Annotated in this window: 14 protein-coding genes and 1 riboswitch; of the genes, 12 read left to right on the top strand and 2 right to left on the bottom strand. The window is 74.8% G+C overall.

Annotation, left to right across the window (positions count from 1 at the left end):
* Positions 1–69: 69 nt before the first annotated feature.
* The 10 genes from ACZ60W_RS06000 (at position 70) to ACZ60W_RS05955 (ending at position 9,316) form a co-directional block, all read left to right on the top strand.
* Complete coding sequence (locus ACZ60W_RS06000; protein ID WP_469754143.1) at positions 70–1,251, top strand: cytochrome P450 family protein; 1,182 nt, start codon at positions 70–72, stop codon at positions 1,249–1,251.
* Positions 1,252–1,420: 169 nt separating this feature from the next.
* Positions 1,421–2,413 (top strand): dihydroxyacetone kinase subunit DhaK, encoded by a 993-nt coding sequence (gene dhaK, locus ACZ60W_RS05995; RefSeq protein ID WP_469754142.1) that lies wholly within the window; start codon positions 1,421–1,423, stop codon positions 2,411–2,413.
* Positions 2,414–2,444: 31 nt separating this feature from the next.
* Positions 2,445–3,080 (top strand): dihydroxyacetone kinase subunit DhaL, encoded by a 636-nt coding sequence (gene dhaL / locus ACZ60W_RS05990; protein ID WP_469754141.1) that lies wholly within the window; start codon positions 2,445–2,447, stop codon positions 3,078–3,080.
* Entirely contained in the window at positions 3,077–3,499 is a 423-nt protein-coding gene (locus tag ACZ60W_RS05985) for a PTS-dependent dihydroxyacetone kinase phosphotransferase subunit DhaM (RefSeq protein ID WP_469754140.1), read from the top strand. Before dhaL ends, ACZ60W_RS05985 begins: the two co-directional genes overlap by 4 nt.
* A gap of 117 nt (positions 3,500–3,616) precedes the next feature.
* A riboswitch (cobalamin riboswitch) is annotated at positions 3,617–3,837 on the top strand.
* Between the two features lie 29 nt (positions 3,838–3,866).
* Complete coding sequence (locus ACZ60W_RS05980; protein ID WP_469754139.1) at positions 3,867–4,565, top strand: energy-coupling factor ABC transporter permease; 699 nt, start codon at positions 3,867–3,869, stop codon at positions 4,563–4,565.
* 5 nt (positions 4,566–4,570) lie between these two features.
* On the top strand, positions 4,571–4,981 hold the full coding sequence (locus tag ACZ60W_RS05975) for an energy-coupling factor ABC transporter substrate-binding protein (protein ID WP_469754286.1): 411 nt from the start codon (positions 4,571–4,573) through the stop codon (positions 4,979–4,981).
* Between the two features lie 6 nt (positions 4,982–4,987).
* Complete coding sequence (cbiQ, locus tag ACZ60W_RS05970; protein ID WP_469754138.1) at positions 4,988–5,737, top strand: cobalt ECF transporter T component CbiQ; 750 nt, start codon at positions 4,988–4,990, stop codon at positions 5,735–5,737.
* A gap of 41 nt (positions 5,738–5,778) precedes the next feature.
* Positions 5,779–6,603 carry an ATP-binding cassette domain-containing protein gene (locus ACZ60W_RS05965; protein ID WP_469754137.1) on the top strand — a complete coding sequence of 275 codons (825 nt, stop codon included), beginning with the start codon at positions 5,779–5,781 and terminating at the stop codon, positions 6,601–6,603.
* 114 nt (positions 6,604–6,717) lie between these two features.
* The gene (locus ACZ60W_RS05960) at positions 6,718–8,733 is read left to right on the top strand and encodes an oxidoreductase (RefSeq protein WP_469754136.1); all 2,016 of its coding nucleotides are present in this window, start codon (positions 6,718–6,720) and stop codon (positions 8,731–8,733) included.
* A 46-nt stretch (positions 8,734–8,779) separates the two neighbouring features.
* Positions 8,780–9,316, top strand: coding sequence for a PadR family transcriptional regulator (locus tag ACZ60W_RS05955; RefSeq protein WP_469754135.1), 537 nt, complete (start codon positions 8,780–8,782; stop codon positions 9,314–9,316).
* A 43-nt stretch (positions 9,317–9,359) separates the two neighbouring features.
* On the opposite strand, the gene ACZ60W_RS05950 is transcribed toward ACZ60W_RS05955, so the two are convergent.
* Positions 9,360–9,749, bottom strand: a complete 390-nt coding sequence (locus ACZ60W_RS05950; protein ID WP_469754134.1) for a hypothetical protein — start codon at positions 9,747–9,749, stop codon at positions 9,360–9,362.
* Between the two features lie 185 nt (positions 9,750–9,934).
* Between ACZ60W_RS05950 and ACZ60W_RS05945 the strand changes: the two genes are divergently transcribed.
* Positions 9,935–11,326 (top strand): NAD(P)/FAD-dependent oxidoreductase, encoded by a 1,392-nt coding sequence (locus ACZ60W_RS05945; protein ID WP_469754133.1) that lies wholly within the window; start codon positions 9,935–9,937, stop codon positions 11,324–11,326.
* 120 nt (positions 11,327–11,446) lie between these two features.
* Here ACZ60W_RS05945 and ACZ60W_RS05940 read toward each other — a convergent pair whose 3' ends face one another.
* On the bottom strand, positions 11,447–12,787 hold the full coding sequence (locus tag ACZ60W_RS05940) for a DUF2252 domain-containing protein (RefSeq protein ID WP_469754132.1): 1,341 nt from the start codon (positions 12,785–12,787) through the stop codon (positions 11,447–11,449).
* 184 nt (positions 12,788–12,971) lie between these two features.
* Here ACZ60W_RS05940 and ACZ60W_RS05935 point away from each other — a divergent pair, with 184 nt between their 5' ends.
* The gene (locus ACZ60W_RS05935; protein WP_469754131.1) at positions 12,972–13,736 is read left to right on the top strand and encodes a winged helix-turn-helix domain-containing protein; all 765 of its coding nucleotides are present in this window, start codon (positions 12,972–12,974) and stop codon (positions 13,734–13,736) included.
* The last annotated feature ends 133 nt before the right edge of the window (positions 13,737–13,869 follow it).

Raw genomic sequence — 13,869 nt, 5'->3', positions numbered from 1 at the left:
CCTCCGGCGGCTCGGGCCGGAGCGCCGACGGGCCGCGGGGCGTCGGAGCGCGGCCTCGACAATGGGGTCATGGCTCAGGAATCCCCCCACCCCCAGGATCCGTACTCCCCCTCCGCGGCCCAGCGTTCGCCGTGTCCCGTGGGGTCCGTGCCGGCCGGCTCCCGCGGGCGTTCCGGTCACCTGGTGACCGGGTACGCGGAGGCCCGGGAGGCCCTCGCCGACGCGCGGCTGTCGAAGGACACGGCCGCCTTCTTCGCGGGGAAGGAGTCGGGCCGGGCGCTGCACCCGGCGGTGTCCCGCACGATGCTGGCCAGTGATCCGCCCCGGCACACCCGGTTGCGCCGGTCGTTGGCGGGGGCGTTCACGACGGGCGCCGTCACGGGGCTGCGTCCCTTCGTCGCGCGGGTCACCGACGAGCTGCTGGACCGCTGGCCGGACGGCGGGGAGGCCGACGTCGTGAGCGGCCTCGCGGCGCCGCTGCCGGTCATCGTGATCTGCGAGCTGCTCGGGGTCCCGGAGGCCGACCGGCCCGATGTCGGGCGCTGGTCGGGAGCCCTGTTCTCCGCGGGCGATCCGGACGCCGTCGACACGGCCTCGCACGCGCTGGCGGGCTACATGGCGGAGCTCGTCGGCGCCAGGCGCCGCCACCCCGGGGACGCCCTCCTCGACCGGCTCCTCCGGCTCGTCCCTGCGGGCGGGGGCGGAGAGGGCCGGCTCAGCGAGGAGGAGCTGGTGTCGCTGGCCGTGCTGCTCCTCGTGGCCGGGCACGAGACGACCACCCACTTCCTCGGCAACGCCGTCCTCGCCCTGCTGCGGCATCCGGCCGCGCTGGACCGCCTCCGGAAGGACCCGGACGGGATCCCCGCCGCCCTGGACGAGCTGCTCCGCTTCGATCCCCCGGTCGCCACCGCCACCTTCCGGTACACCACGCAGACCGTCACGCTCGGCGGCGTCGCGCTCCCTCCCGGCGTCCCGGTGCGGGTCGACCTCGGGGCGGCCAACCGCGACCCGGCGCGCTTCCCGGACCCGGACGTGCTCGACCTGGACCGCGACGCCGCCGCCCACCTCGCCTTCGGCCACGGCATCCACCGCTGCCTCGGCGCCCCCCTGGCCCGGGCCGAGGCGGAGATCGCCCTGCGGGCGGTCCTGACGCGGTTCCCCGCCGTCCGCCTCGCCGTCCCTCCCAAACGCCTGGAGTGGCGGCGCACCCGGCTCGTCCGCGGCCTCGTGTCGCTTCCCGTCCTGACATAGCCCCTCGGTCACAGGGTTCCCCCGGCCGTCTCTGGTAAGAGTCAGAGGGTCTGACACCGCAGGAGGGAGTCGTCCCGCCACACCGCGCGCCGACGGCGTCCCCTTCTCCGCGCCGACCTGCGAGGACACCGCTCAGCGGCCTGCTCGTCCGTCTCATCAGGAGGTACCCGTGAGGATGTTGATCAACGTTCCCGAGACCGTCGTCGCCGACGCGCTGCGGGGGATGGCCGCCGCGCATCCCGAGCTCACCGTGGACGTGGAGCGGCGGGTGGTGGTGCGGCGGGACGCGCCGATGGCCGGGAAGGTGGCGCTGGTGTCGGGCGGAGGGTCGGGGCACGAGCCGTTGCACGGCGGGTTCGTGGGGCCGGGGATGCTGGCGGCGGCGTGTCCCGGGGAGGTGTTCACCTCGCCGGTCCCCGACCAGATGGTGCGGGCTGCGGCGGCGGTGGACAGCGGTGCGGGGGTGCTGTTCGTCGTGAAGAACTACACCGGCGACGTGCTGAACTTCGAGATGGCGGCGGAGCTCGCGCAGGACGAGGGCATCCAGGTCGCGAAGGTCCTCGTCGACGACGACGTGGCGGTGACGGACAGCCTGTACACGGCGGGACGGCGCGGGACCGGGGCCACGCTGTTCGTCGAGAAGATCGCGGGGGCGGCGGCCGAGGAGGGCGCGCCCCTGGAGCGGGTGGAGGCGATCGCCCGGCGGGTGAACGGCCGGTCGCGTTCCTTCGGGGTGGCGCTGAGCGCGTGCACCACGCCCGCCAAGGGCAGTCCGACCTTCGACCTCCCGGACGGAGAGCTGGAGTTGGGCGTCGGCATCCACGGCGAGCCGGGCCGGGAGCGGCGGGCGATGATGACCTCGCGGGAGATCGCGGACTTCGCCGTCGACGCGGTCGTCCAGGACCTGGCCCCCACCGGGCCGGTGATCGCGCTGGTCAACGGGATGGGCGGGACACCGCTCCTGGAGCTGTACGGCTTCAACGCGGAGGTGCAGCGGGTGCTCGCCGAGCGGGGGGTGCCCGTGGCGCGGACGCTGGTGGGGAACTACGTGACCTCCCTCGACATGGCCGGCTGCTCGGTGACCCTGTGCGAGGTGGACGAGGAGCTGCTCCGCCTGTGGGACGCGCCGGTGCGGACGCCCGCGCTGCGCTGGGGCCGGTGAGGAGGCGGTGGGTACGGACGAGGGAGCGGGCGTGACGGAGACCTTCGGCGCGGAGTTCGTGGTGCGCTGGCTGGACGCGGTCGCCGGGGCCGTCGACCGGGAGGCGGACCGGCTCACCGAGCTGGACTCGGCGATCGGGGACGCCGATCACGGCGCCAATCTCAAACGGGGCTTCGCCGCGGTCGCGGACGCGTTGGCGAAGGAGCCGCCGGCGACGCCGGGCGGGGCGCTCACCGCCGCCGGGCGGCAGCTGATCTCCACGGTCGGCGGCGCGTCGGGGCCGCTGTACGGGACCCTGCTGCGGCGCGCCGGGAAGTCCCTCGGCGAGGACGGGCGGGTCACCCGGGAGCGACTGGCGGAGGCGCTGGGCGCCGGGGTCGCCGCCGTGTCCCAGCTGGGCGGTGCCCAGGTGGGCGACAAGACGATGCTGGACGCGCTGACGCCGGCGGTGGAGGGGCTGCGGACCTCGTTCGGGGCGGCCCGCGCCGCCGCCGAGGAGGGGGCGCTGGCGACCGTACCGCTGCGGGCGCGCAAGGGCCGGGCCAGCTATCTCGGCGAACGGTCGGTGGGGCACCAGGATCCGGGGGCGACGTCGTCGGCCCTGCTGTTCACGGTGCTCGCCGAGACCGCGGCGGCCGAGGGCCGGTCCGCCGGGGAGGCGTCGTGAGCCCGGCGGCGGGCGGGGCGGCTCCCGTGGGCATCGTGCTCGTGTCGCACAGCGCCGCGGTCGCCGCGGCCGTCGCCGGGCTGGCCGCGGGGCTCGCGGGCGGCGGGGACCTCGCGCCGCTCGCTCCGGCGGGCGGTCTGCCCGACGGGGGGCTGGGGACGAGCGCGGAGCTGATCTCGGCGGCGGCGAAGGCCGTGGACCGGGGCGCGGGGGTGGCGCTCCTGGTCGATCTGGGGAGCGCCGTGCTCACCGTGAAGGCCCTCCTCGCCGAGGGCGACGAACTCCCGGAGGGGGCGCGTCTGGTGGACGCCCCCTTCGTCGAGGGAGCGGTGGCGGCGCTGGTGACGGCGAGCGCCGGCGGGGACCTCGACGCGGTGGCGGCCGCGGCCTCGGAGGCGTACTCCTACCGGAAGGAGTAGACCTCGGAGGCGCGCTCCCGCCGCAGGGAGCCGACCTCGGAGGCGTACTCCTGCCCCGGGGAGTGCGCCGCGGCGGCGGGTGCGCGGAGTGACGGAGGGGCCGCACCGGGTGGCGACCGTGTTGTGATGTACCTGGTCAACGCACTAATGTCGCAGGGCCTTGGTGTACGGGAAACCGGTGGAGTACCGGTGCGGCCCTCGCCACTGTGATCGGGAGGTCCGGCTCCACCCCCTCGGGGAAGCCACTGGACCGCGACGGGAGACCGTCGCGGTGTGGGAAGGCGGAGTCGGACGGCATGACCGTCAGCCAGGAGACCGGCCAGGGTGCGTTGTCCATCCACGAGGTGCTGGAGAGGGTCTTCCGACCATGCATATAGCCGAGGGGTATCTTCCCCCTGCGCACGCCGCCGCCTGGGGCGTCGCGGCCGCCCCGTTCGTCGTCCACGGGGTGCGCGCCCTGACCCGCGAGGTCCGCGCGAACCCCGAGTCCACCCTGCTGCTCGGCGCCTCCGGCGCCTTCACGTTCGTCCTGTCGGCGCTCAAGCTGCCTTCGGTGACGGGCAGTTGTTCGCACCCGACCGGCACGGGCCTGGGCGCGATCCTGTTCCGGCCGCCGATCATGGCGGTCCTGGGGACGATCACCCTGCTCTTCCAGGCGCTGCTGCTGGCCCACGGCGGTCTGACCACGCTGGGGGCCAACGCCTTCTCGATGGCGATCGTCGGCCCCTGGGCCGGGTACGGCACCTACCTGCTGGTGCGCCGGTTCGGTGCGCCGCTGATGGTCGCCGTCTTCTTCGGCGCGTTCGTCGCCGACCTCTCGACGTACTGCGTGACCAGCGTCCAGCTGGCGCTGGCCTTCCCCGACCCGGGCAGCGGCTTCGCGGGTGCGCTGGCGAAGTTCGGCGGCATCTTCGCCGTGACGCAGATCCCGCTGGCGGTGAGCGAGGGCCTGCTGACCGTGCTCGTGATGCGGCTGCTGACCCAGTCGAGCAAGGGCGAGCTGACCCGTCTCGGCGTCCTCGCCCCGCGGTCGGCCGGGCGCCACGAGGAGGCGGCCGCGCGATGAGCGGGATCAGCCGGAACACCAGGATCAACGCCCTTCTCCTCCTCGCCGTCGCGGCGCTCGCGGTGCTGCCGCTCGTGCTGGGCCTCGGCGACCACAAGGAGGAGCCCTTCACCGGGGCCGACGCCGAGGCGGAGACCGCGATCACCGAGCTCCACCCGGACTACGAACCCTGGTTCAGCCCCCTGTACGAGCCCCCGTCCGGGGAGATCGAGTCGGCCCTGTTCGCCCTCCAGGCCGCACTCGGCGCCGGCGTCCTGGCGTACTACTTCGGCCTGCGGCGCGGCCGTCGCCAGGGTGCGGCGCGGGCCGCGTCGGCCGACGGCGAGGAGCGGGCCGGCGGGAAGGGCGCGGCGGACGACGCGGGCCGGGAGGGCGCCGCGGGCGCCGACGCTCCCGTCCCCGGCCGGGACGCGTAGCCGGCGATGCTGCCCATCGACGCGGCGGCGCACGCCGGCCGCTGGCGTGCGCGCCATCCCGCCGAGAAGGCGCTGCTCGGCTTCGGTCTGACCCTGTGCGCGGTCTGTCTGCCGCCGTGGCCGGGCGCGGTGCTCGTGGCGGCGGCCACGCTCGGGGTGCTGCTCGGTCCGGCCGGTGTGGCGGGCCGTCAGCTGTGGCGGGCGTTCCGCGTGCCGCTCGGCTTCTGCGTCACGGGGGCGGTGCCGCTGCTCTTCGAGGTGGGTGGGGCGCGGGGCCTGGTGGCCCTCGCGCCCGGCGGCCCGGCGCACGCGGTCGAGCTGTTGCTGCGGACCTCGTCGGCCTCGCTCGGCGTGCTGTTGTTCGCGTTCACGACGCCGGTGTCCGACGTGCTCCCCCGGCTGGTCCGGGCGGGTGTGCCGGCGCCGGTGGTGGACGTGGCCCTGGTGATGTACCGGATCATCTTCCTGCTGCTCGACGCACTCGCCAAGGTCCGGCAGGCGCAGGCGGCCCGGCTGGGGCACACCGGCCGTGCCGCGACCTGGCGTTCGCTGGCGGGCCTCGGCGCGACCGCCTTCGTCCGGGCCTTCGACCGGGCGCAGCGGCTGCAGTCGGGGCTGGCCGGCCGGGGGTACGACGGGACGCTGCGGGTGCTGGTGCCCGCGTGCGCCGTCTCCCGCCGGTTCCTCGCGGCGACGGCCGTGCTCCTCGGGGGGCTCGTCGCCCTCTCCCTCGTCCTGGAAAGGCTCCTGCCGTGACACCTCCGCTTCCCCCGACGCCTCCGGGTCGGGCTCCCGTCGTGGAGCTGGTGAAGGCGGGATTCGCCTACGAGGACGGGCCTGCGGTCCTGACGGACGTGGACTTCGCGGTGGCGGAGGGGCGGGCGATCGCGCTCCTGGGCCGCAACGGCAGCGGCAAGACGACGCTGCTGCGGCTGCTGAGCGGCGGCCTGCGGTGCGGGCGCGGGGCGCTGCTCCTGGACGGGGAGCCGGTGGCCTACGACCGCAGGGGGCTGACCCGGCTGCGGACCTCCGTGCAGCTGGTGGTGCAGGACCCGGACGACCAGCTCTTCGCCGCCTCCGTCGGGCAGGACGTGTCGTTCGGGCCGATGAACCTGGGGCTGCCGGAGGACGAGGTGCGGCTGCGGGTCCGGGAGGCGCTGGAGGCGCTGGACATCGTGGCGCTGGAGGACCGGCCGACGCATCTGCTCTCGTACGGGCAGCGCAAGCGGGCCGCGATCGCCGGCGCCGTGGCGATGCGGCCCCGCGTCCTGATCATGGACGAGCCGACGGCCGGTCTCGACCCGCACGGCCAGGAGCGGCTGCTCGACGCCCTGGAGCGGCTGCGCGGGGGCGGCACGACGGTGGTCATGGCGACCCACGACGTCGACCTCGCCCTGCGCTGGGCCGACGAGGCGGCGGTCCTCTCCCCCGCGGGGCTGCGCACCGGGCCGGTCGCCGACCTCCTGGGGGACGACGAACTCCTCGCCGACGCCCGGCTGCGCCGGCCGTGGGCGACCGCGGTGTCCCGGCTGCTGCGGGCCCACGGTCTGCTCGCCGCGGACGCCCCGGAGCCCCGCACGCCGGAGGAGCTGGACGCGTGGGCGGGTGCGGGCAGCCTGTGACCCCGCGGGTTACCGAGTAGTAGACATCACTCCCGGATTGTTCTGCAACTAGTTGCATAAGGAGGTCGGGTCCCCTAGAACTGAGGGTGACGATCCTGCGCGAGGAGGCGCCCGATGACCCCGTACCCGCACCTGCTGAGCCCGCTCGACCTGGGGTTCACGACCCTGCCCAACCGGGTGATCATGGGGTCGATGCACGTCGGCCTGGAGGAGACCGAGCACGGCTTCGCGCGCATGGCCGCGTTCTACGCCGAGCGGGCGCGCGGCGGCGCCGGGCTGATCGTCACCGGCGGCATCGCCCCCAACGAGGCCGGCCGGCCGTGGGACGGCGGCGCCAAGCTGACCACGGACGAGGAGGTCGCCGAGCACCGGCTGATCACCGACGCCGTGCACGCCGAGGGAGGCCGGATCGCCATGCAGATCCTGCACTTCGGCCGGTACGCCTACCACCCCGGACTGGTCGGCCCCAGCCCGGTCAAGGCGCCGATCAGCCCCTTCGTGCCGAACGAGCTGACCGACGCCGAGGTCGAGCAGACCGTCGAGGACTACGCCCGCTGCGCCGAGCTCGCCCAGGAGGCCGGCTACGACGGCGTCGAGGTCATGGGCTCCGAGGGCTACCTCATCAACGAGTTCATCGCGGCCGCCACCAATCGGCGCACCGACCGCTGGGGCGGCTCCTACGAGAACCGCGTCCGCTTCCCGCTGGAGATCGTCCGCCGGATCCGCGAGCGGGTCGGCGAGGAGTTCATCCTCGTCTACCGCCTGTCCATGCTGGACCTCGTGCCCGGCGGCTCCACCCTGGAGGAGGTCGTCCGCCTCGCCAAGGAGATCGAGGCCGCCGGCGCGACCATCATCAACACCGGCATCGGCTGGCACGAGGCCCGCATCCCGACCATCGCCACCTCCGTGCCGCGCGGCGCCTACACCTGGGTGACCAAGAAGCTGATGGGCGCGGTCTCCGTGCCGCTCGTCACCAGCAACCGGATCAACACGCCCGAGGTGGCCGAGGAGATCCTCGCCGACGGCCGCGCCGACCTCGTGTCGCTGGCCCGGCCCTTCCTGGCCGACCCCGCCTTCGTCGCCAAGGCCGCCGCCGACCGCGCCGACACCATCAACACCTGCATCGGCTGCAACCAGGCCTGCCTGGACCACACGTTCAACCTCAAGATCACCTCCTGCCTGGTCAACCCGCGCGCCTGCCACGAGACCGAGCTCGTCCTCTCCCCCACCCGCCTCGCCAAGCGGATCGCCGTCGTCGGCGCCGGCCCGGCCGGCCTCGCGTGCGCCGTGTCCGCCGCCGAACGCGGCCACGCCGTCACGCTCTTCGACGCCGCGGCCGAGATCGGCGGGCAGCTGAACGTCGCCAAGCGGGTGCCGGGCAAGGAGGAGTTCGAGGAGACGCTGCGCTACTACCGCGTCCAGCTCGACGAGCGCGGGGTCGAGGTCCGGCTCCGCACCCCGGTCGCCGCCGGCGACCTGGACGGCTTCGACGAGGTCGTCGTCGCCACCGGCGTCTCGCCCCGCACGCCCGCCATCCCCGGGGTCGACCACCCGAGCGTGGTCGGCTACCTCGACGTGCTGCGCGACGGCGCGCACGTCGGCGAGCGCGTGGCGGTCATCGGCGCGGGCGGCATCGGCTTCGACGTGGCGGAGTTCCTCACCGACGGCGGCGAGGGCGCGAGCCAGGACCCGGAGACGTACTTCCGCCAGTGGGGCGTCGACACCTCCTACGAGAACCGGGGCGGACTGCGCGCCCCCGAGCGCGACGCGCCCCCGCGCCAGGTCCACCTGCTCCAGCGCAAGAGCTCCAAGGTCGGCGCGGGCCTGGGCAAGACGACCGGGTGGATCCACCGCACCGAGCTCAAGCACCGCGGCGTCACCATGGTCGCGGGCGTCTCCTACGACCGCATCGACGACGAGGGCCTGCACCTCACCGTCGACGGCGAACAGCAGCTCCTGCCCGTCGACACCGTCGTGCTCTGCTCCGGCCAGGAGCCGCGCCGCGACCTGTACGAGGAGCTGGTGGCCGCCGGCCGCACGCCGCACCTCATCGGCGGCGCGGACGTGGCCGCCGAGCTGGACGCCAAGCGGGCCATCGACCAGGGCACCCGGCTCGCCGCCACCCTGTGACGACGGCGCCCTGATCACCGTGGCCGACCGAACCTAGGATGCGAGCATGTCCCTCCCGCACGCGATCCTCACCGCGTTGCTCGAGAAGCCGTCCTCCGGCCTCGAACTGACGCGCCGCTTCGACAAGTCGATCGGCTACTTCTGGTCGGCCACGCACCAGCAGATCTACCGCGAGCTGGGGAAGCTGGAGCAGGCGGGGCACATCCGCGCCCTGCCCGCCCCGGTCCCCGCGCGGGGACAGAAGAAGGAGTACGAGGTCCTGCCCGCGGGCCGGACCGAGCTGGGCACCTGGGTCGCCCGCACCGAGGACCCCAAGCCGATGCGGGCCGCCCTCCTGCTGCGCATGCGCGCCGCCGCCGTCGTCGGCGCCTCCGGGCTCCGCGCCGAACTGCGGCGCCATCTGGCCCTGCACCAGCAGCAGTTGGACGAGTACCTCGTCATCGAGGCACGCGACTTCCCCTCCGCACGCCGGTACGCGGAGCCCGACCGCCTCCGCCACCTCGTCCTGCGGGGCGGCATCGACATGGAGCGCTTCTGGGTGGAATGGCTGACCGGCGCGCTGGAGGAACTCGGCGAGGAGTGACGCGACGGGTGGCCGGGGACCCGCCCCGGCCACCCGTCGCCGCCTAGGCCATCCAGAGGGCGAGCCTCCGGTGACGGGCGGGCGGAACGTCCACCCTGTCGGGTGCCGTCCGGGCGAGCGTCCTCCCGGTGCCGTTCACCAGACGTGTGAGGGCGCGCGTCCGGGCGCGCAGGCGCTGCCGGGCCCGGCGCTCCTGCTCCGCCGACCAGCGGGCGACGGACGGGTCCTGCCGGAAGCGGGGCCAGGCGTACAGGTCGACGGCCTTGCGGACCGCCTCGGGCCGGGGCCTGGTCCCCTCGCGCGCGGCGCGGGCGAGAGTCGCGGCGCTGTACCTGAGGTCCCGGACGAGCAGGGAGCACCAGGGATCGCCCGGGTGCGGGTCGTCCGGCAGGGGGCGGCGGGAGCGGGGAACGTGGTGAGCGGTGCGTGCCATGGGACTCCGTGGGTGACGACCGCCGGGGATCTCCCGGCGGCTACCGGAAGCCGGTGGGGCCGGTCGCGCGTTCGGATGCCATGGGGCCCAGCCTAGGGGGTCGGACGCTGGCGAGGCAGGGGCGACGGGCGGCTCGGAGGCGTGGATACTGGGGGGTTGGAGCTCCACGACAGGAAAGGGCGGGTATGGCCGACGACTTGGGGCACCGCGTGACGCGTCACGCGGTGGTCATCGGGGGAAGTCTCGCTGGACTGCTTGCCGCGCGGGTGCTGGCCGAGCACGCGGAGAAGGTGACGGTCGTCGAGCGCGACCGGTTCCCGGAGGGGCCGGAGGCCCGGCCCGGCGTGCCGCAGGGGCGGCATCTGCACGTGCTGATCGCGGGCGGTCAGCGGGCGCTCGACGAGCTGCTGCCGGGGTTCATGGACGAGCTGCGGGAGCTCGGTGCGCCGAAGGTGGGCGTGCCCGAGGACATGGTGCAGTGGCAGAACGGCAAGTGGTTCCGCCGGACACCGGCGACCGCGCACTTCTACACCGGTCCGCGTCCGCAACTGGAGTGGCTGGTGCGGCAGCGGGTGCTCGCCGACCCGCGGATCGAACTGGTCGAGGGCACCGAGACGGTGGGTCTGACGGGCGACTCCTCGCGCGTCCGCGGCGTCCGGCTGCGTGAGCGCGGGACCGGGGCCGACCAGGAGCCGCGGGTCCTGGAGGCCGATCTGGTCGTGGACGCCTCCGGGCGGTCCACGAAGGCGGCCGACTGGCTGGCGGGGATCGGCGCCGAGGCGCCGCACGAGGAGACTCTCGACACGGGGCTCGCGTACGCCACGCGGGTCTACCGCTCGCCGGCGGAGGTGCCGGACACGGACGCGGTCGGCTACTACGTGGTGCCGAACCCCTCGCAGGTGTACGGCGGCGTGGTGCTGCCGCTCGGCGACGGCCGGCACCTGGTGACGCTGTCCGGGCTGCGCGGCGACGAACCGCCCACCGACGAGGGCGCGTTCGAGGAGTACGCGAAGCGGCTGCCGCACCCGGTGGTGAGCGACTGGCTGGCGCGCGCCGAGGCGGAGTCCCCGGTGTACGGCTTCCGCAGGACGGCCAACATCCGCCGCCGGTACGACCGTCCGGGCCGCCGCCCGGCGGGCTTCCTCGCCACCGGCGACGCGCTGTGCGCCTTCAACCCGATCTACGGGCAGGGCATGGCGGTCGCGGCGCTGACGGCGGTCGCGCTGCGCCGGGCACTCGCCGATCCCCGGCGCACGCCCACCACCCGTCAGGTGCAGCGGGCGCTGCTGGACGCGTCGAAGCAGGCCTGGGACATCTCGGCGGGCGCCGACAAGAAGATGCCCGGCGCCGTGGGCGACGCGGCGCGGCCGGGCCCGGCGGACAAGGCGGTCGGCTGGTACATGACCAGGGTGCAGCAGCGCGCCGCGGGCGACCCGGTGGTGGGGGCGCCCTTCCGTGCGGCGCTGACCCTGACGGAGCCGCTGTCGGCCCTGTTCGCCCCGGCGGTCGCGCGGGCGGTGCTGTTCGGCCCGGTCCGCGAGACGCCGTCGGAGCCGCCGCTGCGACGCGACGCCTAGGCCGTCCCGCCGGCCGGGGCGGACCGGGGGCCTGGCGCCCGCTCCGGTCCGCCCCGGCGGGCGACGCGCGCGTGGTGCCGCGCTCCGGTGCGCGGGGCGCGCGACGGCACGGTCGCCGGTTCAGACGCCCGGGGCCGCCGTGATCATTCCGGCGGCGATGGCCGCGCCGAGGGCCGCGTAGTCGTCGGCGTTCTGGCCCGCGTAGGCGAGTGCGAAGTCGGCGACGGAGCGGTCGAAGACGTCGGTGGAGCCGAGATAGGCGGCGATGGCGACCCGGTCGCCGGTGCGGGCGTGGGCACGGGCCAGGGCCCGGCCGCAGAGCCGTCCGTAGTCGCGCAGCCGGGCCGGGGACATGGTCTCCACCTCGGCGGAGCCCTTCATATCGCGCAGCTGGCGCCAGTAGTAGTGGCGTTCCTGGGGGCCGGTCATCCAGCCGAGGAAGATGTCGCTGGCGGCCTGGGTCAGGCGCTGGCCGCAGACGACGCGGCGGCCCTGGTGGGCGTAGGCGGAGGGGGCGAGGTGCGGCTCCAGGACGGAGTGGGCCGCTTCCTTGATCTGGAGGATGAGCGGGTCGGTGGCGTCCCGTCCTTCGAGGAGGAGGACGAAGCAGCGGGTGCCGACGCTGCCGACGCCGACGACCTTGCGGGCCGCGTCGACGAAGCGGAAGCGGTCGAGGAGGATGCGTCGTTCCTCGGCGAGCGAGCTGCGGTAGTCGCTGAAGATCTTGCCGAGGGTGATCCGGTCGATGTCCGCGCTCCGTTCGAGGAGCGGCGGGTCGTCGACGAACCGCCGGACTCCGGAGGCGTCCGTCTCGGTGAGCTTGCCGAGGGCCTGGAGGCTGGTGCGGCGGCGGGCGCGGGCGAGCCGGCCGGCGACCCGGGCGCGCTCGTCGCGGTGGACCAGGGGCAGGAGGTCGTCGGCTGCGATCCGCTCGTACCAGAGGGCGAGCTCTCCGAGGGCGGCGAGGCGGCGCATGGCGGTCCGGTATGCCTCGACGGTCACGAGGGCGGCGCGGTGCGCCTTGGGCTTGGCGCTGCCGTTCTGGAGGGCGGCGACGGTGACGCTGGCGGCGAGCCTCTTCACGTCCCATTCGAAGGGGCCCGGGAGGGTCTCGTCGAAGTCGTTCACGTCGAACAGGAGGGTCCGTTCGGGTGAGGCGTAGACCCCGAAGTTGAGCAGATGGGCGTCGCCGCAGAGCTGGACGGTGAGTCCGGTGTGCGGTGACGCGCCGAGGTCGGCGGCCATGACGGCCGCGGCGCCGCGCAGGAAGGCGAAGGGCGAGACGGCCATCCTGCCGTAGCGGAGGGGGGAGAGCTCGGGGAGCCGGTCGACGGACTGGCGTTCCAGGACGTCGAGCGGGTCGGGGCGCTGGGAGCTCGGTATCCATCGTCCGTGCGAGGAGCGGGAGACGCGCTTGCGGGCCGCCCGGCCCCGGTCGGCGCGCTCCGACGGTGTCGTCATCCGGCCTCACCCGCCCTCTTCCGCCGACGCGGCCTCGTCTCCTTCACCTGGAACCTCATTAGAAGGCGCGGTGCTCGTTTCGGCCACTCTGCGGGACCGGCCTAGCAAAATGGTTTAGACCAATGATAGGAATTGATCACCCACACGACCCATGTGGTCACGCTGAGCGAAGAGAGGGTTGAACATGGCCGAGCCCGATTCCGAGGCTGCGGCGGAAGCGCCGCTCTATCTCCGGGTCGCCGCCGCCCTGCGCGAGGACCTCACCGGCCGGCGCATCGCGCCCGGCAGCCGGCTCCCGTCGGAACGTTCCCTGGTCCAGCGCTACCACGTCAACCGGCAGACGGTACGCAGCGCGCTCCAGCTCCTGCGCGACGAGCGCCTCGTGGTCACCGACCGACGGGGCACGTTCGCCGCCGGCGGAGGTGACGCGTCCGACGCCGACCCGGCCGCGCCGGCCCTCGCGGCCCGCCGGCCCGTCTTCCCCGGCGGTCCGCGCGCGGCGGGGGCGCAGGTCCGGGCCTCGCTGACCTGGGAGCCGCCGCCCACCCCGCTGACCCCCCGGCTGCTCCTGGCCCCGGGCGAACCGACCCTCGTCCACCGGCACGTGATCCTCGGACCGCACGGGTCGGCGCTCCAGCGGGCGGTGTCCTGGTTCTCCCGGGCGGCGCTCACCGAGATCCCGCAGCTCGCCCGCTACCGGCGCGACCGGGACGGCCATCGGCAGCCCGACCTCCGCCTGCTCTACCACTGGATGCACCAGGCCGGGCTGCGGATCACCCACCGCGAGTCGGTGGGCGTGCCCCCGGGACCCACCACGACGACGGCCGGCGGCGCGGCACGGCTGTTCGTCCACCGGGTCGTCAGCGATCAGCACGGGCACGCCCTGGAGATCACCGACATCGACTTCTCGGCCCAGTCGGCCTCCTGGACCTACGAGTTCAGCGCCTGACCCGGCGACGGGGGCGTCCGTCCGCGCGGCGCGGCGCCCCCGTCGTGGGGGGGGGGGGGGGGGGAGGGGGAGGGGGGGGGGGGGGGGGGGGGGTGGGGGGGTGGGCCGTCGTCGTTGCCTCCTTCCCCTGCTG

This window comes from Streptomyces sp. NPDC104202 (assembly GCF_055584185.1).
The sequence above is the reverse complement of the archived record's forward strand: the minus strand, read 5'-3'. Positions and strand labels throughout refer to the sequence as shown.

What these genes read in the sequence shown, in the direction of transcription:
- ACZ60W_RS06000 (WP_469754143.1), top strand. Translation starts at nt 70, where the DNA reads ATGGCTCAGGAATCCCCCCACCCCCAGGATCCGTACTCCCCCTCCGCG.
- ACZ60W_RS05980 (WP_469754139.1), top strand. Translation starts at nt 3,867, where the DNA reads ATGCATATAGCCGAGGGGTATCTTCCCCCTGCGCACGCCGCCGCCTGG.
- cbiQ (WP_469754138.1), top strand. Translation starts at nt 4,988, where the DNA reads ATGCTGCCCATCGACGCGGCGGCGCACGCCGGCCGCTGGCGTGCGCGC.
- ACZ60W_RS05960 (WP_469754136.1), top strand. Translation starts at nt 6,718, where the DNA reads ATGACCCCGTACCCGCACCTGCTGAGCCCGCTCGACCTGGGGTTCACG.
- ACZ60W_RS05955 (WP_469754135.1), top strand. Translation starts at nt 8,780, where the DNA reads ATGTCCCTCCCGCACGCGATCCTCACCGCGTTGCTCGAGAAGCCGTCC.
- ACZ60W_RS05950 (WP_469754134.1), bottom strand. Translation starts at nt 9,749, where the DNA reads ATGGCACGCACCGCTCACCACGTTCCCCGCTCCCGCCGCCCCCTGCCG.
- ACZ60W_RS05945 (WP_469754133.1), top strand. Translation starts at nt 9,935, where the DNA reads ATGGCCGACGACTTGGGGCACCGCGTGACGCGTCACGCGGTGGTCATC.
- ACZ60W_RS05940 (WP_469754132.1), bottom strand. Translation starts at nt 12,787, where the DNA reads ATGACGACACCGTCGGAGCGCGCCGACCGGGGCCGGGCGGCCCGCAAG.
- ACZ60W_RS05935 (WP_469754131.1), top strand. Translation starts at nt 12,972, where the DNA reads ATGGCCGAGCCCGATTCCGAGGCTGCGGCGGAAGCGCCGCTCTATCTC.